Consider the following 26081-nt stretch of genomic DNA (forward strand, 5'->3'; position numbering starts at 1 on the left):
TGTCCGGATCGGCGGCGGGGCGGGACGGGCGTGTGATCAGTGTTTGAAGCAGTTGGCCCGGTGCCACTCGAGGAAATGCGGGTGCGGCCGATCTCTCGCGGCGGCCGGCAGGGCTGCCTTGCCCGTCCGGTTGAGCAATGCCGCCAGACCGTCGTGATCGTTGACCTGGCGCGAGACGAGGATCGAGAGATCGTCGCCGAGCGAAAGCAGCCCGCGGTCGAACATCCAGTGCACCGTGCCCGAAAGTGCCAGCCCGTTGCTGATGCTGTCGGGACCGCCGGCGCTCACGGGCTTGATGTGCGCCGCCTCCACCTCGGCACGGCCACCGCCGTTGATCAGCTTCAAGCCCGTGAACGCGCAGCGCGAATCATAGGCGCGAAGCACGGCGCTGCGGAACGCGCGGTCGCGGTGCACGCGCGACGTCAGCACGCGCGGGCGCTCGACATCGCCATAGTCGAACGCTGCGCGCTCCTCCTGAAGCCGATTGTCGCGCGCTACGTCGACCCGGGGCAGAAGATCTTCCTCGTCGGGAAGGCCGAGACTGACGATGCGCGCGAAATCGGCACGGGAAAGCGGGCGGACCGCCCATTGCGCGTTCACCAGATCGCGCTCGACGGGCGCGCCGTTCACCACGCGCGGAACGGGGTGGCTGAATTCGACGAAATCGCCCGGCGCGATCCGGGCATAGTACATGCCCTCCGCCTCCGCATCGGGAACCACATCGGCAACGCGCGCCACCGCCCAATAGCCGCGCGTGCCGGGCACCTTGACCGGTTCGTAATAGACGATCCAGTCGCCGACGCAGCGTTGCACGCGCGCGAGATATTGGCGCGGGAAGTGATAGCGCTCGGCGGGACTGTCGCGATAGCGGGAGTCCTCGCGATGGATGAAGATGCCGTTCGCCACCTGCTGCCCCCCGTCCGCCCTTCATCGGCAGAAGGCCTGGCTCTGGCAAGCACCGGAAACGAAGCGGGCCGGAATCGCCTGTGCGATTCCGGCCCGGTGCAGGTCGTGATGAGGCGCCTCAGAGCTTCTCGGTCAGCTCCGGGACCACCTTGAACAGGTCGCCGACCAGGCCGATGTCGGCGACCTGGAAGATCGGCGCATCCTCGTCCTTGTTGATGGCGATGATCGTCTTGGAGTCCTTCATGCCTGCCAGGTGCTGGATCGCGCCCGAAATGCCGATCGCGATATAGACTTCCGGAGCGACGATCTTGCCGGTCTGGCCGACCTGATAGTCGTTGGGGACATAGCCGGCATCGACCGCGGCGCGGCTGGCGCCCACGGCGGCGCCCAGCTTGTCGGCGAGCGGCTCGATTACTTCGGTGAACTTCTCGCCCGATCCGAGCGCGCGGCCACCCGAGACGACGATCGCCGCCGAGGTGAGCTCGGGACGCTCGGACTTGGCGAGCTCGGCGCCGACGAAGGTCGACAGGCCCGTGTCCCCCGTGCCCGCAATCGTCTCGACCTCGGCCGAGCCGCCTTCCGCCGCCGCCTTCTCGAAGGCGGTGGTGCGCACGGTGATGACCTTCTTCGCGTCGGACGACTGCACCGTCGCGATGGCGTTTCCGGCATAGATCGGCCGCGTGAAGGTGTCGTCGCCCTCGACCGAGAGGATGTCGGAGATCTGCATCACGTCGAGCAGCGCGGCGACGCGCGGAGCGACATTCTTGCCGGTGGTGGTCGCCGGGAAGAGGATCGCGTCGTGATGGCCCATCAGATCGACGATCAGCGGCGCGACATTCTCGGCGAGCGCATGTTCATAGGCCGCGTCGTCGGCGACATGGACCTTGCCCACGCCGGCGATCTTCGCGGCCTCGGCGCCCACGTCGGCGCAGCCTGCGCCGGCGACGAGAAGATGGACCTCACCGAGCTTCGACGCGGCGGTGACGGTGGCGAGCGTCGCGTCCTTGACGCTCTTGTTGTCGTGTTCGACCCAGACGAGCGTCTTCATTTCGCGACTCCCATGCCCTTGAGCTTCTCGACCAGCGCGTCGACGTCGGCGACCTTGATGCCGGCCTGGCGCTTGGGCGGCTCGGCGACCTTGAGCGTGGTCAGGCGCGGCGAAACGTCGACGCCATAGTCGGCGACGGTCTTCTTCGCGACCGGCTTGGACTTCGCCTTCATGATGTTCGGCAGCGTCGCATAGCGCGGCTCGTTGAGGCGCAGGTCGGTGGTGACGATCGCGGGAAGCTTGAGGTCGACCGTCTCGAGACCGCCGTCGATCTCGCGCGTGACCTTCACTCGGTCGTCGCCCAGCTCGACCTTCGAGGCGAAGGTGCCCTGGCTCCAGCCGAGCAGCGCGGCGAGCATCTGGCCGGTCTGGTTCGAATCGTCGTCGATCGCCTGCTTGCCGAGGATGACGAGATTGGGGCTTTCCTCCTCGACCACCTTGGCGAGCAGCTTGGCGACGCCGAGCGGCTCGACCTCGTCGTCGGTCTGGATCAGGATCGCGCGGTCGGCGCCCATCGCGCGCGCGGTGAGCAGCACGTCGCTCTCGGCCTTGGCGACTCCGATGGTGACGACCACCACTTCAGTAACCGGGCCCTTTTCCTTGAGCCGGACCGCTTCCTCGATCGCGATCTCGTCGAAGGGGTTCATCGACATCTTCACGTTGGCGAGATCGACGCCCGATCCGTCCGCCTTCACGCGGGGTTTGACGTTGTAGTCAAGCACGCGCTTGACCGGCACCAGCACTTTCATCTGCGTCCTTTCCAAGCTTTTAGAGGCCTGTGTCGGCGCTCCAATTGGCTATTTTCCGCCGCTTTCGCAAGTCGGGTACGGAAAACCGCGCCTGACGTAGCGGCAGGCCGCCGAGCGAGCCGGCGCCGGACGAGCCGGCGCCGATGGCGATCAGGCCGCCTGCTTCACTTCGGCGACGATCTTCTTCGCGGCGTCGCCCAGATCGTTCGCCGCCACGATCGGAAGCCCCGAGTTGGCGAGAATGTCCTTGCCCTGCTGCACGTTGGTTCCTTCGAGCCGAACGACGAGCGGGACCGAAAGGTTCACTTCCTTCGCCGCGGCGACGATGCCCTCGGCGATGATGTCGCAGCGCATGATGCCGCCGAAGATGTTGACGAGGATGCCCTTCACGGCCGGATCCGAGAGGATGATCTTGAACGCCGCGGTGACCTTCTCCTTCGATGCGCCGCCGCCGACGTCGAGGAAGTTGGCCGGGAACATGCCGTTGAGCTTGATGATGTCCATCGTCGCCATCGCCAGGCCCGCGCCGTTCACCATGCAGCCGATGTCGCCGTCGAGCTTGATATAGGCGAGATCGTACTTCGACGCCTCGAGCTCCATCGGATCCTCTTCGCTCTCGTCGCGAAGCTCGGCGATGTCCTTGTGTCGGAACATGGCATTGCCGTCGAAACCGACCTTGGCATCGAGCACCATCAGCTTGCCGTCTTCGGTGACGGCGAGCGGGTTGATCTCGATCTGTTCGGCGTCGGTGCCGAGGAACGCGTCGTACAGCTTCGAGGCAGTCGCCGCCGCCTGTTTGGCGAGGTCGCCGGTCAGTTCGAGCGCGGCGGCGACGGAGCGGCCGTGATGCGGCATGAAGCCGGTCGCCGGATCGATGTCGATGCTGTGGATCTTCTCGGGCGTGTCGTGCGCGACGGTTTCGATATCCATGCCGCCCTCGGTCGAGGCGACCATCGAGATGCGGCCGGTGGCGCGATTGACGAGCAGCGCGAGATAGAATTCCTTCGCGATGTCGACGCCGTCAGTGACGTAGAGGCGGTTGACCTGCTTGCCCTCCTCGCCGGTCTGCACCGTGACGAGCGTGTTGCCGAGCATGTCCTGCGCGGCGGCGCGGACCTCATCCTCGGTCTTTGCCAGGCGGACGCCGCCCTTCGCGTCGGGGCCGAGTTCCTTGAACTTGCCCTTGCCGCGGCCGCCGGCATGGATCTGCGCCTTCACCACATAGAGCGGCCCGGGGAGCCTCTTCGACGCGGCGACGGCCTCTTCGACCGTCATGGCGGCATAGCCGGCGGGAACCGGCACACCGAATTTCGCGAGCAGTTCCTTAGCCTGATATTCGTGGATATTCATGGAAGCGGGCGCCCTTCTCTATCTGGAAGACGGAATTCGACGCACGCCTTAAGCACAGCGCCGGGGGCGAATCCACCCCCAGCCGGTCAGCGCGCCTCGTTCGCCAGCCCGGTCGCGCAGAGCGCCGCCGAGCTGGAGGCGACGCTCCAGATCTCCGGGTCGCGAAGCGCGCGCACCCGGCGCAGGAACGTCTCGCGATTCTCCGCGTCGCGCGCCTTTGGCAAGTCGCCGATGCGGCGGAGTTGCGCCAGCGAGAGACGGTCGACCATCCGCTCGGCCATGCAGGCGGCGGTCGGCTCGGCGAGCCCCGCCTCGACAAGGCCAGCCCGCAGCCGAGACTCGGGGGTGGCGCAGCCGGCGAGCAGCGCGGCAGCGCCGAACAGGGCGGCAAGTCTCGCAACCATCATGCGGCCTCGCTATATCGGGGATATGCACTGGGCATCTGGAATCCTTCTGTTCGTCGGCACGGTGATCGCGATGGAGGCGTTCGCCTATGTCGCGCACCGTTGGATAATGCATGGGCCGGGCTGGTTTCTCCATGCCAGCCACCATCGCCCGCGCAGCGGCAACTGGGAATTGAACGACCTCTATGCCGCGATCTTCGCAGTGCCGTCGTTCGTGCTGCTGCTGGGCGGCGTGCAGCTCGGCTGGTGGCCGGGCTTCACCTGGATCGGCGCGGGGATCGCCGCCTATGGCGCTATCTATTTCGGCTTTCACGACGTGATCGTCCACAAAAGGCTGAACCACCGCTATCTGCCGAAATCGCGCTACATGAAGCGGATCATCTCCGCCCACCGGATGCATCATGCAGTGGAGACGAAGCATGGAACGGTGAGCTTCGGCTTCCTGTGGGCGCCGCGGCCCGAGAGGCTGAAGGCGCAGCTCAAGCGGCAGGGCCGCGCCGGCGTCCGCGCTCCGGCGGCGCGGGAGGCCGAGCACGCCGAGCCGACAGCGTGAGAGCCGTCGACTGGATCGGCCGCACGCTGCTGCTGATCCTCGCCGGGCTTGCCACGCTTTCGATCCTCGCCTCGCTCCATTCGGCCTCGAAGCTGCCGCCCGGCTGGCAGGCCGACCGGCAGGCGGCGGTCGGCGATCGCGGCATCGCGGCCGATGCCGGTTCGTCGAGCGGCGGATCACTGGCGCCGCGCGCGACGGGCGTGGCGGAGCCGGCAAGTGCGTTGGAGGACGGTCCCGCCCCGGGCGCGGAGATCGTGGTTCCCGTCAGTGCCGAATCGGCCGCCGCCGATCGGATCGCGCAGTGGCTGGAGGCGCTCACCTATGCCGTGCTGGCGCTGGCCGGCTTCGCCGCCGCCGGGCTGATCGTGCTGCTGCGGATTTCCGGCATGCTCGCGCGCCTCGCCGATCGCGGCTGAGTTGCCGGCCGACCTCGCCTTCTACGCACTGGCGATTCCCGCCGTCGTGCTGCTCGGCCTGTCGAAGGGCGGCTTTGCCGGCATGGGTGCGCTGTCGGTGCCGATGCTGGTGCTGGCGACCGATCCGCTGCGCGCCGCCGCCATCCTGCTGCCGATCCTGATCGTGCAGGATGTCGTTGGGGTGTGGGCGTTTCGGCGCACCGTCGACTGGTATGTGCTTGGCTGGACGCTGCCGGGCGCGGTGCTGGGGATCGCGCTCGGCTATTTCTTCGCCGCATCGGTGACGCCGGAGGCAGTGATGACGGCGGTGGGCGGCATTTCGATCCTGTTCGGCGGATACCGGCTATGGGTCGAGCGGCGCGGCGTGCCCAAGGCGTCGCATGCGCCCGGTTGGGTCGGATCGGCAGCAGGCGTGGCTGCGGGGTTCACCAGCCAGATCGCCCATGCCGGCGGGCCGCCGTTCCAGCTGTGGGTGATTCCGCGCATGCTGCCGCGCGACGTGCTGGTCGGCACGACCGCGATCTTCTTCGCGGTGGTTAATTGGGTCAAGGTGCCCGCCTATGTCGCGCTCGGCCAGTTCACGCCCGCGAACCTCTGGACGTCGGCGGCGCTGATGCCGGTGGCGATCGGATCGACCGTGGCGGGCGTATGGCTGGTGCGGCGCGTGCCGGCGGAGCGCTTCTACACCGCCATCTATGTGCTGATGATCCTGGTGGGCGCCAAGCTGGTGTGGGACGGGCTCGCCTGACCGCTCAGTCGAACAGGCTCGACACCGAGCTTTCCTCGGCGATGCGGCGCATTGCTTCGGCGAGCAGCGGGGCGATGGTGAGGTGGCGGATCTTGGGGCTGTCGGCGATCACCGCGTGATTGCCGATCGAATCGGTGATCACCAGCTCCTGCAGCACCGACGCCTCGACGCGCGCGACCGCGCCGCCCGAAAGCACGCCATGGGTGCAATAGGCGATTACGCCCTCGGCGCCCGCTTCCTTGAGCGCGGCGGCGGCGTTGCACAGCGTGCCGGCCGAATCGACGATGTCGTCCACGAGGATGCAGAAGCGCCCGGTGACGTCGCCGATGATGTTCATCACTTCGGATTCGCCGGGCCGTTCGCGGCGCTTGTCGACGATCGCCAGCGGCGCGTTGTCGAGCCGCTTGGCGAGCGCGCGGGCGCGCACCACGCCGCCGACGTCGGGCGAGACGACCATCAGGTTGCGATCGGAAAAGCGCGAGCGGATGTCCTCGCTCATCACCGGGGCGCCGTAGAGATTGTCGGTCGGGATGTCGAAAAAGCCCTGGATCTGCCCGGCGTGGAGATCGACCGAGAGCGCGCGGTTGGCACCTGCGACGGTGATGAGGTTCGCGACGAGCTTGGCCGAGATCGGCGTGCGCGGGCCGGGCTTGCGATCCTGCCGGGCATAGCCGAAATAGGGGAGCACCGCGGTGATACGCCGCGCCGACGCGCGCTTGAGCGCATCGATCATGATCAGCAGCTCCATCAGATTGTCGTTCGCCGGGAAGCTGGTCGACTGGAGCACGAACACGTCCTCGCCGCGGACATTCTCGAGAATCTCGACGAAGATTTCCTCGTCGGCGAAGCGGCGGACGTTCGCTTCGGTGAGCGGCAGCTCGAGATAGCCGGCGATCGCCTTGGCGAGCGGAAGATTCGAATTGCCGGCGATCAGTTTCATGCGCGCGCCCCGTCTGGCGATGGTGTGATCCGCCCCCCTTAGGACGTCGCCGGAGCGAGGCAAAGGGGCATTGCCGCGTACCCGGCCGCTGCCTAGAGCGGCGGCATGACCGTGATCACGCGTTTCGCGCCGAGCCCGACCGGGCGGCTGCACGTCGGCAATCTGCGCACGGCGCTGCACAACTGGCTGTTCGCCCGGGCGAACGGCGGCCGATTCCTGCTGCGGATCGACGACACCGACCGCGAACGTTCGGAGGAGCGGTTCGTCGACGCGATCTGCGCGGATTTGGCGTGGCTCGGCCTCGTTCCCGACGGCGAGGTGCGCCAGTCGGAGCGGTTCGACCGCTATGAGGCACGCTTCGCGCAGCTGGTGGACGCGGGGCGCGTCTATCCCGCCTATGAGACGCCCGAGGAGCTGGAGCTGCGGCGCAAGGTGCTGCTCGGGCGCGGCCTGCCGCCGGTCTATGATCGCGCGGCGCTGAAACTCGGCGAGGCCGAGCGTGCGGCGCTGGAGGCGCAGGGGCGGCGGCCGCACTGGCGCTTCCGGCTCGACGAAAGCGCGGCGATCGAATGGAAGGATCTGGTGCGCGGGCCGCAGCGGTTCGACCCGGCGGCGCTGAGCGATCCGGTGGTGCGGCGCGCCGATGGCTCATGGCTCTATCTGCTGCCCTCGGTGATCGACGATATCGATCTGGAGGTGAGCCATGTCGCGCGCGGCGAGGATCATGTGTCGAACACCGCAGTGCAGCTGCAGATGTTCGCCGCGCTGGGCGCCGAGCCGCCGGCCTTTGCGCACGCCGCGCTGCTGACCGGAAGCGAGGGCAAGCTATCGAAGCGGCTCGGATCGCTGGGCGTCGACCATTTCCGCGAGGCGGGCATCGAGCCGCAGGCGCTGGTGGCGCTGCTCGCGCGGCTCGGCACGTCCGATCCGGTCGAGCCGTTCGCCACCGTCGAGCCGCTGATCCAGGGGTTCGATTTCGCGCGCTTCGGCCGCGCACCGGCGCGGTTCGACGAAGCCGAGCTGACCGCGCTCAACGCGCGGATCGTCCACCAGCTGCCGTACGCGCTAGTCGCGGCGCGGCTGCCGGGCGGCATGGACGGGGCGGCGTGGGAAGCGATCCGACCAAATCTGGAGCGTGTGGCGCAGGCCGGCGACTGGTGGAGCGTCGTCGAGGGCCCGATCGCGGCGCCGGCACCCGACCCCGAGGACCGGGCATTCCTCACACGTGCCGCCGAGCTGGCGGCGGGCATCGACTGGAGCGACGATCCCTGGCGCGCACTGACGGCGGCGCTGAAGGACGAGACCGGCCGCAAGGGACGCGCGCTGTTCCTGCCGCTGCGCCGGGCGCTCACCGGGCGCGAGCACGGGCCGGACATGGCGGCGCTGCTGCCGCTGATCGGCAGGGAGCGGACGGTAGAGCGGCTCACGGTCAGCTAAAGCGCGGCCGAGGCACGGATCCCGTAGCGGCAGTGCTTTACCTTCGAGCCGTTACGTTGTAACATTACTGTAGCCGGCGACGACCGGCGACGGAGAAGGAGAGCCTGGCCATGTACGCACAACGATCGCAGTTGCAGCGCGGATCGCGGTCCGCCAGCTTCGCGGCGGCACTGGCAGTCAATGCGGCGCTGATCGCGGGGATCATCTATGCCGCGCCGAAGATCACGCCGCCCGAACAGATCACGCGGCTGATCACCAAGAATGTTCCGATCACGCCGCCTCCACCCCCCGTGGAGCCCAAGCCGCAGCCCAAGGCCGAGGCCGACCCGCGGCCGGTGCAGACGCAGGTGTTCGTCCCCGAGCCGGTGGTGCGCCCGATCGACACGCCCACTTCGGTGACGACCACGCCGATCGAGCAGCCCTATCTGCCGCCGCTTCCCTCGCTCCCCATGGGCGGCAGCGGGACAGGCGTGGCGGCCGATCCCGCCCCGACTCCGGCGCCGCCGCCGCTGATCCCGGCGGAGATCGATTCGCGCTATGCGCGCGATCTGCAGCCCGACTATCCCGCCTCCGAGCGGCGTTCTGGAAATGAGGGGATCGTCCAGCTGCGCGTGCTGATCGGCACCGACGGGCGCGTCAAGCAAGTCGAGCGGGTGCGCGCGAGCAGCGACGCCTTTTTTGAAGTCACGCGCCGCCAGGCGCTGTCGCGCTGGCGTTTCCGCCCTGCGACGCGCGGCGGCGTTCCGCAGGAAAGCTGGCAGACCAAGACAGTGCGTTTCGAGCTCGACCGCTAAGGCATAGGGCGCGGGGGCTGGTCGCCGCCCTCGCGCCTCCCTATCTTCGCGCGACATGATGCTGTTGCGCCACTTCACGCCGGTTCGCGCCATTCGCGATCTGCGCTTCTTCTTCGCGAGCCGGAAACGGCACCATTATGTCTTCATGGCGCTCTCGCTGGGGATCGTGCTGGGCATCCTGTTCGCCTTCTGGAAGGATTCCTCGTTCGAGACGCCGTACAAGCGCGAGATCATCTACGTCGAAAGCTGGCCGCTCGACCGCAGCACCGAAGAGATCATCCGGCAGCAGGCGATCGACCTGGAGGAAAAGCGCGCGCGCGAAGCGGAGCTCGAGGAGCGGCGGCGCGAGCGGCAGGCGGAGTTCCAGCGGCTCGACGAGCGGCTGCGCAAATGGGGCTTCTGAACGGCGATTCGCGCTGGATGGCCGCGGCGCTGACGCTCGCCGAGCGCGGCCGCGGCCGCACGGCTCCCAATCCCAACGTCGGCTGCGTGATCGTGAAGGACGGCCGCGTGCTCGGCCGCGGCTGGACCCAACCGGGCGGACGGCCGCACGCCGAGGCAATGGCGCTGGAGGAAGCAGGCGGTGCGGCGCGCGGCGCGACTGCCTATGTGACGCTGGAGCCCTGCGTCCACCGGTCCGAGCGCGGGCCGGCGTGCGCGGTCTCGCTGGCGCAGTCGGGAGTCGCGCGAGTCGTTTACGCGCTCGGCGATCCCGATCCGCGCACTGACGGACGCGGCGCCGAGCTGCTGCGGAGCGCGGGAGTCGATGTGGTCGGCGGAGTGCTGGCTGGCGAGGCGCGGCGCGCGATGGCGGGCTTCCTGATGCGGCAGGCGCACGATCGGCCGCACGTCACGCTCAAGCTCGCGACGTCGCTCGACGGGCGGACCGCGCTTGCCTCGGGCGAAAGCCGCTGGATCACCGGCCCGGAGTCGCGGGCGCACGCGCATCTCGAACGGGCGCGGCACGAAGCGATCCTGGTCGGGCGCGGGACGATCGAGGCCGATGCGCCACGGCTCGACGTTCGCTTGCCGGGCCTCGAAGCGCGCTCGCCGCGTCGCGTGCTGCTGTCGCGCACCGCCGCGCCGCCCGAGGGGTGGGACGTGATTACCGCGCCGGAGGACATCGCGCGGCTCGGGGGAGTCGATCATCTGCTGGTCGAAGGCGGCGCCGAAGCCGCGGCGGCATTCCTGCGCGCCGATCTGGTCGACCGGCTGCTGCTCTATCGCGCGCCGATCCTGATCGGTGTTGGGCGGCCCGCGATCGGCGACATCGGGCTGGCTGCACTGGACGCCGCGCACGGGCGCTGGCGGCTCGACGATGCGCGGGTGCTTGGCAGCGACCGGCTCGAAGTCTACCTGCGCATGCGAGACTGATCATGTTCACTGGAATCATCACCGATATCGGCGCGATCGACGCCGTGGAGAACCGGGGCGACCGGCGTGTGCGCATCGCCACCGGCTATGACACCGCGACGATCGACCATGGCGCCTCGATCGCCTGTTCGGGCGTGTGCCTGACGGTGGTCGACAAGGGGCCGGGCTGGTTCGCGGTCGATGTGTCGGGCGAAACCGTGTCGCGGACCGCGTCGGCGCAATGGCACGAGGGCCGCCGCCTCAACCTCGAACGCGCACTGAAGGTGGGCGACGAGCTCGGGGGGCACATCGTTACCGGCCATGTCGACGGTGTCGCGACCGTCCTGGGCGTGTGTCCCGAAGGCGATTCACGGCGGATCGGCTTCACGGTTCCGGCGAGCCTCGCTCCCTATCTCGCCGCCAAGGGCTCGGTGACCGTCGACGGCGTCTCGCTGACCGTCAACGACGTCGCCGACCAGCCCGACGGCACGACGCATTTCTCCGTCAACATCATTCCGCACACCGCCGAGGTCACCACGCTCGGCGACCTCGAAACGGGGCAGCAGGTCAATATCGAGATCGACGTGCTCGCCCGCTATCTGCAACGCATGGAGGCCGCCCGTGGCCAACGCTGAACTCGCCCGCCTGCCGCATGGATTCCTCTCGAGCCCCGAGGAGCTGATCGACGAGGCCCGCAACGGCCGGATGTTCATCCTGGTCGACGACGAGGATCGCGAGAACGAAGGCGATCTCGTCATTCCTGCACAGATGGCGACTCCCGACGCGATCAACTTCATGGCGAAATACGGCCGCGGCCTGATCTGTCTCGCGATGACCAAGGCGCGCGTCGACACGCTGGGGCTCGATCTGATGAGCCGGTCGAACGGCACCCGGCACGAGACGGCGTTCACTGTCTCGATCGAGGCGCGCGAGGGCGTGACCACCGGCATCTCCGCCGCCGATCGGGCGCGGACCATCTCGGTCGCGATCGACCACGCCAAGGGCGCCGACGATATCGTGACGCCCGGCCATGTCTTTCCGCTGGTGGCGCGCGAAGGCGGGGTGCTGGTGCGCGCCGGGCACACCGAAGCGGCGGTCGATCTGGCGCGGCTCGCCGGGCTCAATCCGGCGGGCGTGATCTGCGAGATCATGAAGGACGACGGGACGATGGCGCGGATGGACGATCTCGTCCCCTTCGCCCAGTACCACAACCTCAAGATCGGCACGATCCGCGACCTGATCGCCTATCGCCGCCGCCACGACCATCTCGTCGAGAAGCGCGCCGAAGCGCGGTTCGCCAGCGAATGGGGCGGCGACTGGACTGCCATGACCTTCTGGAACAAGGCGACCGGAAGCGAGCAGATCGCGCTGGTGAAGGGCCGCATCGACCCCGAAAAGCCGACGCTGGTGCGCATGCACGCGCTCTCTCCCTTCGCCGACCTGTTCGGCGAGGGCGGCGATCGCGGCGGGATGCTGCGCCGCTCGATGCAGATCATCGCCGAGGAAGGGGCGGGCGTGGTCGTCGTGATCAACAAGCCGCGCGCCGACGCCTTCACCATGGCGCTGCAGGCGCGGGCGGGCACCTTGGCCGCGAAGGAAATGGACGAGCTGCGCGACTATGGCGTCGGTGCGATGATCCTGGCCGAACTCGGGGTGCACGATATGGTGCTGCTCACCAACAGCCATCACACGCTGGTCGGGCTCGACGGCTATGGCCTGTCGATCGTCGGCGAGCGGCCGGTCGATTGCGGGAACTGATCCGATGGCCAATTTCCTGATCGTCGAGGCACGCTTCTACGATCATCTGAACGATCTGCTGCTCGAAGGCGCGCGCGCCGCGATCGAGGCGGCGGGGCATACGCACGAGACGGTGACCGTCCCCGGCGCGCTCGAGATTCCCGGCGCGGTGGCGATGGCGGCGGAGACCGGCCGCTACGACGGCTTCGTCGCGCTGGGCGTGGTGATTCGCGGCGAAACCTATCATTTCGAGATCGTCTCGAACGAAAGCGCACGCGGGTTGATGGCGCTGACGATGGACGGGATCCCGATCGGCAACGGCATCCTGACGGTCGAGAACGAGGCCCAGGCGCTCACCCGCGCCCGGCCGGACGAAAAGGACAAGGGCGGCGAGGCGGCGAAGGCGGCGCTCGCGATGTTCGCGTTCAAGAATCGCTTCGCATGACCGCGCCGACGTTGGTCACGCCGCGGCTGATCCTGCGGCCGTTGACCGGCGCGGACTTCGACGACTGGGTGGCCTTCCACGGGGATGCCGAGACGATGCGCTTTCTGGGTGGGCCGCAGCCACGCAGCGTGGCGTGGCGAAGCCTGTGCGCGATGGCGGGCGCCTGGACGATCCGCGGCTTCGGCATGTTCGCGGTCGAGGAGCGGGCGAGCGGCCGCTGGGTCGGGCGCGTCGGGCCGTGGCAGCCCGAAGGATGGCCGGGGACTGAAGTCGGCTGGGGCGTCGCGCCGGCGTTCTCGGGCAGAGGCTATGCCTTCGAGGCAGCGGTGGCGGCGATCGACTTTGCCTTCGACGTGCTGGGTTGGGACGATGTGATCCACACCATCCATCCGGATAATGCGCGCTCGATCCGCCTTGCCGAGCGGCTTGGATCGACGCGGCGGCAGCTGGTCGCCCTGCCGCCGCCGCTCGATCACATGACTGTCATCGCCTGGGGCCAGCGCGCCGCCGATTGGCACGCGCGCCGGCCCGGCATCGTTCAGGCGCCGGCGGTTTCCAGCGCCGGATAGTCGGTATATCCCTCCGGGCCGGACGTGTAGAAGGTCCTCGGATCGGGCGTGTTGAGCTCGGCACCGGTGCGCAGCCGCTCGGGCAGGTCCGGATTGGCGATAAACTTGCGGCCGAACGCGATGGCGTCGGCAAGGCCCGAATCGAGATCGGCCTGCGCGGTTTCGAGCGTGTAGTCCTGGTTGAGCACCAGTGGACCGGCGAAGACCTTGCGGATCTTCGGCGAAAGCTTGGGGACGCTGGTGCTGCCGAACGTGCCGTCGGGAGCCTGCTCGCGCAGCTCGAGAAAGGCGATGCCCAGTTCCGCCAGCGCGGCGGCGGCGGGCACGAACACCGACTCGGGATCGCTGTCGTCGCAGCCTTGCGTCTCGCCGTTGGGCGAGAGGCGCACGGCGACGCGCCCGGCACCAGCCTCGGCGATCAGCCGCTCGGTCGCTTCGCGGAGCAGGCGGATGCGATTTTCGGGCGAGCCGCCATAGTCGTCGTCCCGGAAATTGTTGCCGTCGCGCAGAAACTGGTCGATCAGATAACCGTTCGCGGCGTGGAGCTGGACCCCGTCGAACCCGGCTTCGATCGCATTGCGAGTCGCCGCGCCATAATCGTCGAGCACGCGGGCGATATCGTCCCGCGTCGCGGCGCGCGGCTCGGCATAGGGATTGGGTTCCTTGTGATAGGGCGCGGTGCGGGCCGAGCTCGACAGCGGCTGCATTCCGATCACGTCGGGCCGCGAAAGACGGCCCATGTGCCAGAGTTGGGTGACGATCCGCCCGCCGGCGCGGTGCACCGCCTCGGTCACCGGCTTCCACGCCTCGACCTGCTCGCGCGTCCACAGCCCCGGCGCGTTCGGCCAGCCGAGCCCTTCGCGGCTGATCCCGGTGGCTTCGGAGATGAGCAGGCCGGCGCCGGCGCGCTGACTGTAATAGTCGGCCATGATCGGCGTCGGCACATGATCGTCGGTGGCGCGGCCGCGCGTGAGCGGCGCCATGAGAATGCGATTGGGAGCGGAAATCGCGCCGAACGCGATCGGATCGAACAGACTGGGCAAGAAACTTCCTCCTGAACCATGGGACGCAGCTGCATTTGGGGCGCTACACCACGCCATGCACGAGTCGCCGCCCGCAAGAAAATCTTCCCCCATGCAAAGCGGCGGCGCGCCGGCGGCTGCGCTGGTGGCGATCCTGCTCGCCAATGTGGCGCTTGCATTCGGGCCACTGTTCGTGCGGCTGGCCGATGTCGGGCCGGTCGCCGCGGGCTTCTGGCGGTTGACGCTGGCGGGGCCGGTGCTGCTCGGCGCCGCCTGGGCGATGGGAAGCGCGCCGATCCGCTCGTCGCGCGGATTATGGGGCGTGCTTGCGATCGCAGGCGTCGCCTTCGCCGCCGATCTGGCGAGCTGGCACATCGGAATTCACCGCACGACGCTGGCGAATGCGACGCTGTTCGGCAATTCGGCGACCTTGATCTATCCCATCTACGGCTTTCTCGCCGCGCGCATGTGGCCAACGCGGCCGCAAGCGGCGGCGCTGTTGCTGGCCGCGATTGGCGCCGGGCTGCTGCTCGGCCGCTCGGCGGAGCTGTCGCCGCGCAACGTGGCGGGGGATCTGCTCTGCCTGCTCGCGGGCGTGCTCTACGCCATCTATTTCATCTTCATGGCGCGGGCGCGCACGCGGCTGGCGCCGGTGCCTGCGCTGGCGCTTTCTTCCTTCGCGTCGATGGGCCCGCTGCTGTTGCTGTCGCTGGCACTCGGCGAACAGATCTGGCCGCAGAATTGGGGCCCGGTGATCGGCCTGGCGCTGTGCAGCCAGCTGATCGGACAGGGCCTGATGATCTATGCGCTTGGCCATGTGTCGCCGCTGGTGGTCGGGCTGACGCTGCTGCTCCAGCCGATCGTCTCCGGCGCGATCGGCTGGAGCCTCTATGGCGAGCAACCCGCGGCGACCGACTGGATCGGTGCGGCGCTGGTGGCGGCGGCGCTGGTGCTGGTGCGGCAGCGGCCGCAGCGCGGCGTTCCGCTTGCACCGACCGGCGCAGGGCTTAAGTCGGAGGGCTGAAGGAGATCCGGTCATGGCCCATCCCGAGCTGAACGATGCAACGCTCGACGAAGTCCGCGAGGCGCTGGCGCCCGAGGTCGCGCTGAACGCCGCTTTCGACGGCTGGAGCGCGCAGGCGGTGGCGCAGGCCGCGGACACGCTGGGCCTCGATCGCGACGTCGCGGCGCTCGCCTATCCCGGCGGGGCCGTCGAGATGATCGACGCCTGGTTCGCGCATATCGATTCGGCGATGGCCGCGCGCTTCACCGACGCGCAGCTGTCGGCGATGAAGATCCGCGAGCGGATCACGGCGCTGGTCGAGGCGCGGCTCGATCTTCTGGCGGGCAATCGCGAGGCGCTGCGGCGAGCGCTTGCTATCCTGGCGATGCCGCAGAATGCGGCGCGCGCGGCGCGGCTCGGCTGGCGTTCGGCGGACCGGATGTGGCGGCTCGCGGGCGACACCGCGACCGATTACAACCATTATACCAAACGCGCGATTCTGGGCGGCGTCTATGCCGCGACGATCGCCGTGTTCGTCAACGACGAAAGCGAGGACTGGGTGGAGACGCGCGGCTTCCTCGGCCGGCGGATCGACGGCGTGATGCGGTTCGAAAAAGCCAAGGCGCGGCTGCTCGGCCGCGGCCAGCACCGGCCGAGCCTCTCGCGCTTCATTGGGCGGCTCCGCTATCCGGCGGTGTGACCGCTGCGACGCGCGCGAGACCGCGACTCCGCACAAAGCGCTTTGCAGCGCAGCGCGTTATTGATAATCAGTCGCAGCAATGGCCACTGCTCCCGCTCTCGACACCGTCCGCAGCCTGATCGACTTGCCGCGCCACTGCCCTGCCGCAGTGAATCGCGTCGATTGGCACGCGCTTTCCGAACCCGAAGCCCGGCGGCTCCGCGAGTTCGGGCTCGACGAAGGAATCGAAATCGCCTTGCTCCACCGTTCGGGCGTGTGGGGCGGCCCGGTCGGGGTGCGGATCGGGCGCATGACAGTGGCATTGCGGCGGCACGTGGCCGCCGCGATCCATGTTTCCGCGGACGGCGGCTGAGCCCATGAATCCTGCACCGCTGGTGGCCCTCGTCGGCAATCCCAATGCCGGCAAAAGCGCCCTGTTCAACGCACTGACCGGCGCCCGCCAGAAGGTGGGCAATTATCCCGGCGTAACGGTGGAGCGCCACGCAGGCCGCATGGCGCTTGCCGACGGTCGCCCGGTCGAGCTGGTCGACTTGCCCGGCACCTACAGCCTCGAGCCGTCGAGTCCCGACGAGCGCGTGACGCGCGACGTGGTGTTCGGGCGACAGGCGGGCGAGCGGCGGCCGGATGCGATCGTGGTGGTGGTGGACGCCGCCAACCTCGACAACCACCTGCGCTTCACGCTTCAGCTCATCGAACTGGGTCTGCCGGTGATCGTCGCGCTGAACATGGTGGATCTCGCCGAGCGCGACGGGTTGACGCTCGACGCGGCGGTGCTCGAACGCGAGCTGGGGGTGCCGGTGGTGCCGACCGTGGCGGTGCGCCGCCGCGGGCTCGAGCCGTTGCGCGAGCGGCTGGGCGAGCTGCTGCGCGCGCCGAACGCCAGGGCGCCTGCGCCCGATGCGGCTCCGCGCGATATTTCGTTGTTGCAGCGCCGCGCGCGGCAGATCGCCAAGGCCGCGACGGTTTCCGAAACCGCCGGCCGGCGCTGGTCCGCGCGCATCGATTCGGTCGTGCTGAATCCGGTGGCGGGGCCGCTGATCCTGCTCGCGCTGATGTTCGTGATGTTTCAGGCGGTGTTCGCCTGGTCCGAAGCGCCGATCGGCTGGATCGAATCGCTGGTCGGCTGGGTCGGCGAAACCGTGGCGGCGGCCCTGCCCGAGGGGCTGATCCGATCCGCGTTGGTCGACGGCGTGATCGAAGGCGTCGGCGCGGTCGTCGTCTTCCTGCCGCAGATCCTGATCCTGTTCCTCTTCATCCTGGTGCTGGAGGCGTCGGGCTATATGGTCCGCGCGGCGTTTCTGATGGACCGGCTGATGGCGGGCGTCGGCCTGTCGGGCCGGGCGTTCATTCCGCTGCTGTCGTCCTTCGCCTGCGCGGTGCCGGGCATCATGGCGACCCGCACGATCAGCGACGAACGCGAGCGGCTGGCGACGATCCTCATCGCGCCGCTGATGACCTGCTCGGCACGGCTGCCGGTCTATACGATCATCATCGCCGCCTTCATTCCCGACACGGCGGTGGCTCCGGGCGTGGGGCTGCAGGGGCTGGTGCTGTTCGCGCTCTATCTCTTCGGCATCGTCGGCGCGATGATCGCGGCGCTGCTGCTGCGGCGAACGGTGACCAAGGGCGCATCCTCGGGCTTCATGATGGAAATGCCGAAATACCAGTGGCCGCGCCCGCGCGATCTGGTGCTGGGCCTGTGGCAGCGTGCCGAGATCTTTCTGAAGCGCGCCGGCGGGATCATCCTGATCACCACGATCGTGCTGTGGGCGCTGCTCAGCTTCCCGCAGGCGCCCGAGGGGCGAAGCCAGGTCGAGTATTCGATCGCGGGGAGGATCGGCGGGGCGATCGAGACGGTGGTGGCGCCGATCGGCTTCAATCGCGATATCGCGCTCGCACTGCTGCCGGCGATGGCGGCGCGCGAAGTGGCGGTCTCGGCGATCGCCACCGTCTATGCGATCGACGATCCCGAAGGCGCGGCGGGCCAGGCGGACATCCGCGAGAATCTGCAGACGCGCTGGAGCCTGCCGACGGCACTGGCATTCCTCATGTGGTTCGTGTTCGCCCCGCAGTGCATCTCGACGATCGCGATCACTCGGCGCGAGACGAACGGCTGGCGCTGGCCGCTGTTCATGATCGGCTATCTCTTTGCCCTAGCCTATGTCGCGGCGGGCGTTACATACTGGTCGGCCAGAGCGATCGGTTTGTAACGGGAGAAGAAGCGCATGTCGGGTTCGGTGAACAAGGTGATCCTGGTCGGCAATCTGGGCCGCGATCCGGAGAGCCGGACGTTCCAGAACGGCGGCAAGGTGGTCAATCTGCGCATCGCGACCAGCGAGAACTGGAAGGATCGCAACACCGGCGAGCGGCGCGAGAAGACCGAATGGCATTCGGTCGCGATCTTCAACGAGGGGCTCGCCAACGTCGCCGAACGCTATCTGCGCAAGGGCAGCAAGGTCTATATCGAGGGCCAGCTCCAGACCCGGAAGTGGCAGGACCAGTCGGGCAACGACCGCTATTCGACCGAAGTGGTGCTGCAGGGCTTCAACTCGGTGCTGACGATGCTCGATTCGCCGGGTGGCGGGCAGGGCGGCGGTGGCGGCGCGCGCGGCGGTGGCGACTGGGGCGGCGGCGGTGACGATTTCGCCGGCCAGTCCTCGAGCCGCGGCGGCGGCTTCGGCGGTGGCGGCGGGTCGCGCGGCGGCGGCAGCGACTTCCCCGACGACCTGGACGACGACGTCCCCTTCTGAGGCGCTCCCGAGAGGGAAGGGGAACCTTCCTCCCGCTTCGTGCACTGGCGTTCCAACAGGAGGAGAACCCCCATGGAACGCGTCGCCCGACTAGAGACTTTCGCGCGAATCGGCTATCTCGCCCGCGCAATCGTCTATTTCCTGATCGGCTATATCACGCTCGCCACCGGCCAAAGCGAAGGTACGGCAAGCATTCTCGAGGACATTCAGGATCTGCCCGCCGGCACCGTGCTGCTGGCGTTCACTGCGCTGGGGCTGTTCGGCTATGGCGTCTTCCGGCTCTATGGCGCGGCGATCGATATCCAGGGTGAAGGTGACGACGCCAAGGGGATCGGCAAGCGGATCGGACATGCCGCCAGCGGCATCGCGCATCTGATCCTCGCCTTTCTGGCGGCCAAGATCGCCTTCTCCGACGGAGGCGGCGGCGGCTCGGGCAGCGGCAGCACCAGTTCGGAAGCCGCGCAGACCGTGCTTGCGCTGCCGGGCGGCACTGCGGTGCTCGTGCTCGTCGGCATCGGCTTCCTGCTGGGCGGCGTCAATCAGGGGGTGAAGGCGGCGACGGGCAAGTTCATGCGCCTGCTCGATGCCGATGCGCCGGGCTGGACCGAATGGATCGGCCGCATCGGCTATGCCGCGCGGGCCGCGGTGTTCGTGGCGCTCGGCTGGCAGATCCTGCAATCGGCGTTCGGCGGCGATACCGGCGATCTGAGCTTCGAGGCGGCTCTCCAGTCGATGCGCGAGATCGGCTGGCTCTACACCGCCGTCGCGGTGGGGCTGCTGGTCTTCGGAATCTTCAGCCTGGTGATGGCGCGCTATCGCCGAATCCGGAACGAGAATGTGATCGAACGCGTGAAGAACAAGGCTGTGCCGCTGCTCTAGGAGCGGCATGCCGGGCGGCGTCAGGCCTCGACGATCGGGGCCGCGCCGAACCTGCCCGCCTGATAGTCGATCACCGCCTGGCGGATCTCCTCGGCACTGTTCATCACGAAGGGGCCGTGCGCGACGACCGGCTCGTCGATGGGATCGGCATGGCCGAACAACAGCACGGCGCCCTCGGCCGAGCCGATCGTCACCCGATCGCCCTCGGCGAGCTCGGCGAGGGTGAAATGGGGCACCGAAGCGTCGCCGATCTGCGCGGCGCCGCGGGCGACATAGAGGAAAACGTCGCGCCCGGAGAGCCCATCGAGGACAAGCTCGGCGCCGGGCGCAAGCTCGATCCAGCTCAGGAACACGCCGGTCAGCGAGTCGACCGGGCCGCGCGCGCCGTGCCACTCGCCCGAAACGAGGTGGAGCGTCGCGCCGCCTGCGGCGACGGCGGGGATCGCGTCCGCCTGCGCGCCGACATAGCGCGGATCGGTCATCTTCAGCCGCGCGGGCAGGTTCACCCAAAGCTGGAGGATCTCCATCGGGCCGCCGTCGCGGCGGAATTCCTCGGGCGAAACCTCGGCATGCACGATGCCGCTCCCCGCGGTCATCCACTGGATGCCGCCGGCGCGGATCACGTTGGCATGCCCGACGGAATCGGTGTGGGCGAGCGCGCCTTTGAGAATGAAGGTCACGGTCTCGAACCCGCGATGCGGATGCGGGCCGAAAGGAAGGCCCGAATTGCCCGGCGGGTAGGTCTGGGGTCCATGGTGGTTGAGGAACAGAAAGGCGCCGATGCGGTCGATCGCCGGGCCGGGGACCGGCCGGCGCGTCACCAGATCGCCGATGTCGTCGCGCAGCGCCGGGTGCAGTCGGCGAATGGTCCGATCGGTCATGCTGTCCTCTCCTCACGCCGCAGCTGGAAAACGGCGTGCTCGGCGAACAGATTCGCCATCGCCGCGCCGCGCTGCCGGCCTCCTGCAAGGAACCAGCAGCCGTCGACTGCGATCCCCCGCCCGCGCACCAGATCGCGGAAATCCTCGATCGTGAGGTGGTGGATGTTCGGCGTGTCGAACCAGGCGCTCGGCAGCTCGCGCGTCACCGGCATCCGCCCGCGCGCCAGCAGCGACGCTCGCATCCGCCAGTGCGCGAAATTGGGGAAGGAGACGAAGGCCTGCCGCCCGATGCGCAGCAGATGCTCGAGCACCAGGTCCGGGCGCCGCGTGGTCTGGAGCGTCTGGCTGAGGATCGCGACGTCGAATGCGCCGTCCGGATAGTCGGCGAGGTCGATGTCGGCATCGCCCTGCACGACCGAGAGCCCGCGCGTCATCGCCGCGGCGACGTTGCCGGCGTCGATCTCGAGCCCGCGTGCGTCGCAGCCGTGCCGGTCGCGCAGCGCGGCCATCAGCGCGCCGTCGCCGCAGCCGATGTCGAGCACCCGGCTGCCCGGCGCGACATTGGCGGCGATGATCGCGAGATCGGGTCGCAGCTCGGTCATCAGCGCTCTCCCGCGCGGAGAAATCCGCCGATCATGCGCGACAATTCCGGGTTCTCGAGCAGGAAGGCGTCATGGCCGAAGGGCGAGGAGAGTTCGACGAAGCTGGTCGGCGCCGCGGCGGCGTTGAGCGCATGGACAATCGCGCGCGAATCGGCGGTGGGATAGAGCCAGTCGGTGTCGAAGCTGACGACGCAGAAACGCGCCTTCGACGCGCGGAAGGCGTTGGCGAGCAGCCCGCCATGCTCTTCGGCGAGGTCGAAATAGTCCATCGCCCGGGTGATGTAGAGATAGCTGTTGGCGTCGAACCGGTCGACGAAGCTGATCCCCTGATGCCGCAGATAGCTTTCGACCTGGAAATCGGCGTCGAAGCCGAAGGTCTTGGCTTCGCGCGCCTGGAGCTTGCGCCCGAACTTGGCAGTGAGCCCGGCTTCGGAAAGATAGGTGATGTGCGCTGCCATGCGCGCGACAGCGAGGCCGGCGGTCGGCGGGTCACCGGCCGCATAATAGTCGCCGCCGTTCCAGCGCGGATCGGCCATCACCGCTTGCCGCCCGACTTCGTGAAAGGCGATGTTCTGGGCCGAATGGCGCGCGGTCGATGCGATTACGACCGCTGCCGTGACGCGATCGGGGAAGGTCGCCGCCCAGCTGAGCGCCTGCATCCCGCCCATCGATCCGCCGACCACCGCATGCAGCCGCGCGACGCCGAGATGGTCGAGCAGCAAAGCCTGTGCGCGCACCATGTCGCGGATGGTGATCACCGGAAAACCCATGCCCCAGGGCCTGCCGGTCGCCGGGTTTGTGCTCGCCGGGCCGGTCGAGCCCATGCAGCTTCCCAGTACATTGGCGCAGATGACGAAGAACCGGTCGGTATCGATCGGCTTGCCCGGTCCGACCATGCGGCTCCACCAGCCCGGCTTGCCGGTGCGCGGATGTTCGGACGCGACATGCTGGTCGCCGGTGAGCGCATGGCAGACGAGGACGGCATTGCCGCCATCGGGCGCCAGCGCGCCATAGGTTTCATAGGCGATATCGACCGGCGACAGCAGCACGCCGCCGTCGAGCCGCAGCGGCCCCGGCAGCGTCACCGTGCGGCCAAGGCCGAAACGCGCATCTCCACTCATCGGAGTGCAGGTGCGGCGCGCGCGGGTCCGCGTCAAGCGGCGGCGCGAATTGCGGCGCTGCCGATCAGGGTTTCGGCCGCCAGGCGCCCGGTCTGCGCGCCGCCGTTCATATAGCCGGGCCAGGCATCCGACAGATGCTCGCCGGCGAAGGTGATCGGGCCGACGATGGCCTGCTGCCGTTCTGCCGGATCGTGCGACTCCACCCAGAAGAGCGGCGCAAATCGGGTGAGCTGGCCCGGCCGATAGTTGCTGTAGGCGCCAAGCGTGAGCGGGTCGCGGCACCAGCGGGTGGCGCGGACTTCGCTGGTCAGGTGCTCGGCGAAGCCGGGGATGGCGAGCACACTCCGCGCGGCGAACGCTGCGGCGCGGGCGTCCGCCGGGCCGGCGCAATCGACCTGATCGCCGCCCAGATACCAGGTCCATACCGGCGCCGCGGCGCCGGGAACCGAGCCGTCCCAGCCGAGCGCATAGCCGGCCTCCGGGTCGGCGTCCCACAGCTCGCCGCCCGCTCCCAGCGCGGCGCGCGCCGGCCGGCCCCGAGTAGCCGCCTGCACCTTCTCGTTTCGGCCGAGTTCGACCGTCTCGATGAAGTGGCGCCACAGCGGCGGGAGCGGCACGCCGAAATGGATCTGGCGCAGGATCGGGGCGGGCACGGCGACGATCACGCGATCGGCATGCGCCGTGCTGCCGTCGAGGAAGGAAAGGCGCAGGCCGCCGCGAATCGAGTCGATCCGCAGCAGGCGGCGTCCGGTGGTGATATGCGCCGCGTGGCGCGCGGCGATGGCGTCGGTCAGTGCGCCGCTGCCGCCGTCGAGGACGAACTGCTCGTCGCTGCCGCCCAGCACCTCGACTCGGCGGCCGTCGACGGTGGGAAGGTTGAAGATCAGCTCGAGCGCCGACGCGTCCTGCGGTTCGGCACCATATTCGGTCCGCGCGGTCGCTTCGAGCAGGCGGCGGACCCAGGGCTGGGGCAGCTTGTCGGCATGCCGATCGAGATAGTCGGCCACCGAAAGCCGGTCGAGGGCAGGCGCGACGCGGGCATAGTCGGCATCGAGCCGGTCGGCGTCGGCGCCGATCCGGGCCGCGATCGGGCGCAACGCCTCGGCGAGCGCGTCCGGCGGCACGAGCGCGCCGTTCGCCACGAGCAGCGATCGGTGCGGCGCTTCCTTGCGGTCGAGCAGCGCGATCCCGAATTCGGCGGCGAGCATGTGGATGTCGCGGTGATCGCTGTTCACCAGCTGTCCGCCCTGTTCGAACGGCGTGCCGCCGTCGGCGGGGCGCCAGGTGAACATGCGGCCGCCGATCCGCCCGCGCGCTTCGTAGAGATGCGCGTCGACGCCCGCCGCGCGCAGCCGGTGAAGTGCGGTGAGCCCGGCGATGCCGCCGCCGATGACCGCGACGCGGCCGCCGGTGAAAGCGTGCGCGGGGCGCGGCATCGCCGCCACGGTCGCGGCGGCGGCGAGGCCTTTCAGCAAGGCGCGGCGCGGCAGGGGCTGGCCGCCGGGCTGCGGCAGCGTCTCGCCCGCCGCGGCACAGTTCGCGCGTCGCGCCGTTTCCAGCGCGCGCCACAGCGTGCCGCCTGCTCGCATCCCCGTCCCCTTCCGCTGCCCCGGGGACACTTCCTACCCCCGCGACCTTGCCATCCGGTAAGCGTTCCGCCAATCCGCCCGCATGAGCGCACCCCAACCCAAACCCTGGATCCTCGACATCGCCCCCTATGTTCCCGGGCGGTCGACCACCGACAGCGGCGCAAAGGCCGCCAAGCTCTCGTCGAACGAGAACCCGCTCGGCACGCCCGAGGCCGCTCGCGATGCCTTTGCGGCGGCGTGCGGCAATCTGGAGCGCTATCCCGACGCGGGGGCGACGGCGCTGCGCGAGGCGCTGGCGGCGAAGCACGGCCTTGATCCCGCGCGGATCATCTACGGCACCGGATCGGACGAAGTGCTGCATCTCGCCGCAGGTGCGTTCGCCGGGCCGGGCGACGAAGTGATCTTCGTCCGCTACGGCTTCGCAGTGTACGAGATCGCGGCGCGGCGCGTTGGCGCAAGCCCGGTGGTGGCGCCCGATCGCGACTATGCAACCGATGTCGACGCGATCCTCGCCTGCGTCACCGATCGCACGCGTGTCGTCTATGTCGCCAATCCGAACAATCCGACCGGAACGCACAGTTCGCGCGCGGAGATCGCCCGGCTGCACGCGGGGCTGCCGTCCAGCGTGCTGCTGGTGCTCGACCATGCCTATGCCGAATATCTGACGCCGGAGGACGACGACGGCGGGCTGGAGCTCGCGAAGACGGCGCCGAACGTGCTGGTGACGCGCACCTTCTCGAAGATCTACGGCCTTGCCGCCGAACGGATCGGCTGGGGCTATGCCGCGGCGCCGGTGATCGACGCGATGCATCGCATTCGCGCGCCCTTCAACGTCACCATCGCCGGCCAGCGTGCGGCGATCGCCGCGCTGGGCGCCGACGAATTCGTCGACGAGAGCCGCAGTCACAATGCGCAGTGGCGCGCCTGGCTGGACGAGCAGGTGGCGGCGCTCGGCAATGCGGGGCTGCGCGCGGTGCCGTCGCAGGCGAATTTCCTGCTGGTGCTGTTCGAAGGCGCGGTGAGCGCCGAGACCGCATACAAGGCGCTGATGGAGCGCGGCTACATCGTGCGCTGGCTGCCCGGGCAGGGGCTGCCGCACGGCCTGCGCATCACCATCGGCACCGAGGAGGAGGTCCGCGGGCTCGCCGCCGCGCTGCGCGAGATCGTGGGCGGCTGATGCTGCCCTTCGCCCGCGTCACCGTGATCGGGCTGGGGCTGATCGGCTCGTCGGTCGCCCGTGCCGTGCGCGCGCAGATGCCGGGCGTACGGCTGACCGGCTATGACGCCGATGCGGAAGTGCGCGATACCGCGCAGCGGCTCGGCCTGTGCGACGATATCGCCGACAGCGCCGGGGCGGCAGTGACCGACGCCGATTTCGTGATCCTCTGCGTGCCCGTCGGCGCGATGGGAGCGGCCGCCGCCGAGTTCGCGGACGATCTGCCGCCCGATGCGATCGTCAGCGACGTGGGATCGTGCAAGGCCAGCGTTGCCGAAGCGCTGGCGGCGGCGCTGCCGGGCGCGACGATCATTCCCGCGCATCCGGTCGCGGGCACCGAGCAGAGCGGCCCCGAAGCGGGCTTCGCGAGTCTCTTCCAGCATCGCTGGTGCATCGTCACTCCGCCCGAGGGCGCCGATCCGCTGGCGGTGGAGCGCGTGGCGGAATTCTGGCGGCGGCTGGGTGCCGAGGTCGAGCGGATGGAGCCCGCGCATCATGATCTGGTGCTGGCGATCACCAGCCATCTGCCGCACCTGATCGCCTATACGATCGTCGGCACCGCATCGGATCTCGAGCAAGTCACGCGCTCGGAGGTCATCAAATATTCGGCCGGCGGCTTTCGCGACTTCACCCGGATCGCGGCATCGGATCCGACGATGTGGCGCGACGTGTTCCTCGCCAATCGCGAGGCGGTGCTCGAGATGCTCCAGCGCTTCTCCGAAGACCTTTCGGCGCTCCAGCGGGCGATCCGATGGGGCAAGGGCGATGAGCTGTTCGAACTGTTCAGCCGCACGCGCGCGGTGCGCAGGAGCATCCTCGAGCAAGGGCAGGACGATGCGCGGCCGGACTTCGGCCGGTCGCACGACTGA

30 protein-coding genes are annotated in these 26081 nt (G+C 68.8%); 19 read left to right on the top strand and 11 right to left on the bottom strand.

Annotated features, from left to right (window positions below; all coding sequences use genetic code 11):
* Positions 1-36 precede the first annotated feature (36 nt).
* From H7V21_RS09640 to H7V21_RS09660, 5 genes are all read right to left on the bottom strand, one after another.
* The gene (locus H7V21_RS09640; protein ID WP_188053404.1) at positions 37-906 is read right to left on the bottom strand and encodes an HNH endonuclease; all 870 of its coding nucleotides are present in this window, start codon (positions 904-906) and stop codon (positions 37-39) included.
* 118 nt (positions 907-1024) lie between these two features.
* Positions 1025-1954 carry an electron transfer flavoprotein subunit alpha/FixB family protein gene (locus tag H7V21_RS09645; protein WP_188053405.1) on the bottom strand — a complete coding sequence of 310 codons (930 nt, stop codon included), beginning with the start codon at positions 1952-1954 and terminating at the stop codon, positions 1025-1027.
* The gene (locus tag H7V21_RS09650) at positions 1951-2703 is read right to left on the bottom strand and encodes an electron transfer flavoprotein subunit beta/FixA family protein (protein WP_188053406.1); all 753 of its coding nucleotides are present in this window, start codon (positions 2701-2703) and stop codon (positions 1951-1953) included. The genes H7V21_RS09645 and H7V21_RS09650 overlap by 4 nt, the downstream gene beginning before the upstream one ends.
* A 150-nt stretch (positions 2704-2853) precedes the next feature.
* Complete coding sequence (gene sucC, locus H7V21_RS09655) at positions 2854-4053, bottom strand: ADP-forming succinate--CoA ligase subunit beta (protein ID WP_188053407.1); 1200 nt, start codon at positions 4051-4053, stop codon at positions 2854-2856.
* An 86-nt stretch (positions 4054-4139) separates the two neighbouring features.
* On the bottom strand, positions 4140-4460 hold the full coding sequence (locus H7V21_RS09660; protein WP_262503807.1) for a hypothetical protein: 321 nt from the start codon (positions 4458-4460) through the stop codon (positions 4140-4142).
* Positions 4461-4482: 22 nt separating this feature from the next.
* On the opposite strand from H7V21_RS09660, the gene H7V21_RS09665 reads away from it, so the two are divergent.
* From H7V21_RS09665 to H7V21_RS09675, 3 genes are read left to right on the top strand one after another with little or no spacing between them, the layout of a single operon-like run.
* On the top strand, positions 4483-5010 hold the full coding sequence (locus tag H7V21_RS09665) for a sterol desaturase family protein (protein ID WP_188053408.1): 528 nt from the start codon (positions 4483-4485) through the stop codon (positions 5008-5010).
* Positions 5007-5426: a hypothetical protein gene (locus tag H7V21_RS09670; RefSeq protein ID WP_188053409.1), complete on the top strand. Its 420-nt coding sequence runs from the start codon at positions 5007-5009 to the stop codon at positions 5424-5426. Before H7V21_RS09665 ends, H7V21_RS09670 begins: the two co-directional genes overlap by 4 nt.
* A gap of 1 nt (position 5427) precedes the next feature.
* A complete protein-coding gene (locus H7V21_RS09675; protein WP_188053410.1) occupies positions 5428-6174 on the top strand; it encodes a sulfite exporter TauE/SafE family protein in 747 nt (248 codons plus the stop codon).
* A gap of 4 nt (positions 6175-6178) precedes the next feature.
* Here H7V21_RS09675 and H7V21_RS09680 read toward each other — a convergent pair whose 3' ends face one another.
* Entirely contained in the window at positions 6179-7114 is a 936-nt protein-coding gene (locus H7V21_RS09680; RefSeq protein WP_188053411.1) for a ribose-phosphate pyrophosphokinase, read from the bottom strand.
* A gap of 105 nt (positions 7115-7219) precedes the next feature.
* On the opposite strand from H7V21_RS09680, the gene gltX reads away from it, so the two are divergent.
* The 8 genes from gltX (at position 7220) to H7V21_RS09720 (ending at position 13449) form a co-directional block, all read left to right on the top strand.
* Positions 7220-8551, top strand: a complete 1332-nt coding sequence (gene gltX, locus H7V21_RS09685) for a glutamate--tRNA ligase (protein ID WP_188053412.1) — start codon at positions 7220-7222, stop codon at positions 8549-8551.
* A 110-nt stretch (positions 8552-8661) separates the two neighbouring features.
* Positions 8662-9345 (top strand): energy transducer TonB, encoded by a 684-nt coding sequence (locus H7V21_RS09690; RefSeq protein WP_188053413.1) that lies wholly within the window; start codon positions 8662-8664, stop codon positions 9343-9345.
* A gap of 55 nt (positions 9346-9400) precedes the next feature.
* The gene (locus H7V21_RS09695) at positions 9401-9748 is read left to right on the top strand and encodes a hypothetical protein (RefSeq protein ID WP_188053414.1); all 348 of its coding nucleotides are present in this window, start codon (positions 9401-9403) and stop codon (positions 9746-9748) included.
* A gap of 17 nt (positions 9749-9765) precedes the next feature.
* On the top strand, positions 9766-10719 hold the full coding sequence (ribD, locus tag H7V21_RS09700; RefSeq protein WP_188056470.1) for a bifunctional diaminohydroxyphosphoribosylaminopyrimidine deaminase/5-amino-6-(5-phosphoribosylamino)uracil reductase RibD: 954 nt from the start codon (positions 9766-9768) through the stop codon (positions 10717-10719).
* Positions 10720-10721: 2 nt separating this feature from the next.
* A complete protein-coding gene (locus H7V21_RS09705; protein WP_188053415.1) occupies positions 10722-11333 on the top strand; it encodes a riboflavin synthase in 612 nt (203 codons plus the stop codon).
* Positions 11320-12456, top strand: coding sequence for a 3,4-dihydroxy-2-butanone-4-phosphate synthase (gene ribB / locus H7V21_RS09710; protein WP_188053416.1), 1137 nt, complete (start codon positions 11320-11322; stop codon positions 12454-12456). Before H7V21_RS09705 ends, ribB begins: the two co-directional genes overlap by 14 nt.
* A gap of 4 nt (positions 12457-12460) precedes the next feature.
* Positions 12461-12880: a 6,7-dimethyl-8-ribityllumazine synthase gene (gene ribH / locus H7V21_RS09715; RefSeq protein ID WP_188053417.1), complete on the top strand. Its 420-nt coding sequence runs from the start codon at positions 12461-12463 to the stop codon at positions 12878-12880.
* On the top strand, positions 12877-13449 hold the full coding sequence (locus H7V21_RS09720; protein ID WP_188053418.1) for a GNAT family N-acetyltransferase: 573 nt from the start codon (positions 12877-12879) through the stop codon (positions 13447-13449). The genes ribH and H7V21_RS09720 overlap by 4 nt, the downstream gene beginning before the upstream one ends.
* On the opposite strand, the gene H7V21_RS09725 is transcribed toward H7V21_RS09720, so the two are convergent.
* Entirely contained in the window at positions 13419-14492 is a 1074-nt protein-coding gene (locus H7V21_RS09725) for an alkene reductase (RefSeq protein ID WP_188053420.1), read from the bottom strand. The genes H7V21_RS09720 and H7V21_RS09725 overlap by 31 nt on opposite strands.
* A 55-nt stretch (positions 14493-14547) precedes the next feature.
* Here H7V21_RS09725 and H7V21_RS09730 point away from each other — a divergent pair, with 55 nt between their 5' ends.
* The 6 genes from H7V21_RS09730 to H7V21_RS09755 all read left to right on the top strand — a co-directional run bounded on the left by H7V21_RS09730 (position 14548) and on the right by H7V21_RS09755 (position 19803).
* Positions 14548-15495: a DMT family transporter gene (locus H7V21_RS09730; protein ID WP_188053422.1), complete on the top strand. Its 948-nt coding sequence runs from the start codon at positions 14548-14550 to the stop codon at positions 15493-15495.
* A gap of 13 nt (positions 15496-15508) precedes the next feature.
* Positions 15509-16174, top strand: a complete 666-nt coding sequence (locus H7V21_RS09735) for a COQ9 family protein (RefSeq protein ID WP_188053424.1) — start codon at positions 15509-15511, stop codon at positions 16172-16174.
* Between the two features lie 79 nt (positions 16175-16253).
* On the top strand, positions 16254-16526 hold the full coding sequence (locus H7V21_RS09740) for a FeoA family protein (protein WP_188053426.1): 273 nt from the start codon (positions 16254-16256) through the stop codon (positions 16524-16526).
* A 4-nt stretch (positions 16527-16530) separates the two neighbouring features.
* Positions 16531-18384, top strand: a complete 1854-nt coding sequence (feoB, locus tag H7V21_RS09745; protein WP_188053428.1) for a ferrous iron transporter B — start codon at positions 16531-16533, stop codon at positions 18382-18384.
* 15 nt (positions 18385-18399) lie between these two features.
* A complete protein-coding gene (ssb, locus tag H7V21_RS09750; RefSeq protein WP_188053430.1) occupies positions 18400-18924 on the top strand; it encodes a single-stranded DNA-binding protein in 525 nt (174 codons plus the stop codon).
* Between the two features lie 72 nt (positions 18925-18996).
* Positions 18997-19803 carry a DUF1206 domain-containing protein gene (locus tag H7V21_RS09755; RefSeq protein ID WP_188053432.1) on the top strand — a complete coding sequence of 269 codons (807 nt, stop codon included), beginning with the start codon at positions 18997-18999 and terminating at the stop codon, positions 19801-19803.
* Between the two features lie 20 nt (positions 19804-19823).
* On the opposite strand, the gene H7V21_RS09760 is transcribed toward H7V21_RS09755, so the two are convergent.
* Genes H7V21_RS09760 through H7V21_RS09775 form a run of 4 tightly spaced genes read right to left on the bottom strand, consistent with a single transcriptional unit; the run spans position 19824 to position 23996 of the window.
* Positions 19824-20684, bottom strand: a complete 861-nt coding sequence (locus H7V21_RS09760; RefSeq protein WP_188053434.1) for a pirin family protein — start codon at positions 20682-20684, stop codon at positions 19824-19826.
* Positions 20681-21286 (bottom strand): methionine biosynthesis protein MetW, encoded by a 606-nt coding sequence (gene metW, locus H7V21_RS09765; RefSeq protein ID WP_188053436.1) that lies wholly within the window; start codon positions 21284-21286, stop codon positions 20681-20683. The genes H7V21_RS09760 and metW overlap by 4 nt, the downstream gene beginning before the upstream one ends.
* Positions 21286-22407, bottom strand: a complete 1122-nt coding sequence (locus H7V21_RS09770; RefSeq protein ID WP_188056471.1) for a homoserine O-acetyltransferase MetX — start codon at positions 22405-22407, stop codon at positions 21286-21288. Before H7V21_RS09770 ends, metW begins: the two co-directional genes overlap by 1 nt.
* A gap of 32 nt (positions 22408-22439) precedes the next feature.
* Positions 22440-23996 carry a flavin monoamine oxidase family protein gene (locus H7V21_RS09775; protein ID WP_188053438.1) on the bottom strand — a complete coding sequence of 519 codons (1557 nt, stop codon included), beginning with the start codon at positions 23994-23996 and terminating at the stop codon, positions 22440-22442.
* Positions 23997-24078: 82 nt separating this feature from the next.
* Between H7V21_RS09775 and hisC the strand changes: the two genes are divergently transcribed.
* Positions 24079-25173, top strand: coding sequence for a histidinol-phosphate transaminase (gene hisC, locus H7V21_RS09780; protein ID WP_188053441.1), 1095 nt, complete (start codon positions 24079-24081; stop codon positions 25171-25173).
* Positions 25173-26081 (top strand): prephenate/arogenate dehydrogenase family protein, encoded by a 909-nt coding sequence (locus tag H7V21_RS09785; RefSeq protein WP_188053443.1) that lies wholly within the window; start codon positions 25173-25175, stop codon positions 26079-26081. Before hisC ends, H7V21_RS09785 begins: the two co-directional genes overlap by 1 nt.

Origin of the sequence: Sphingosinithalassobacter sp. CS137, from assembly GCF_014334115.1 — a bacterium.
In the GTDB taxonomy this organism is placed as follows: Bacteria; Pseudomonadota; Alphaproteobacteria; order Sphingomonadales; family Sphingomonadaceae; genus Sphingomonas.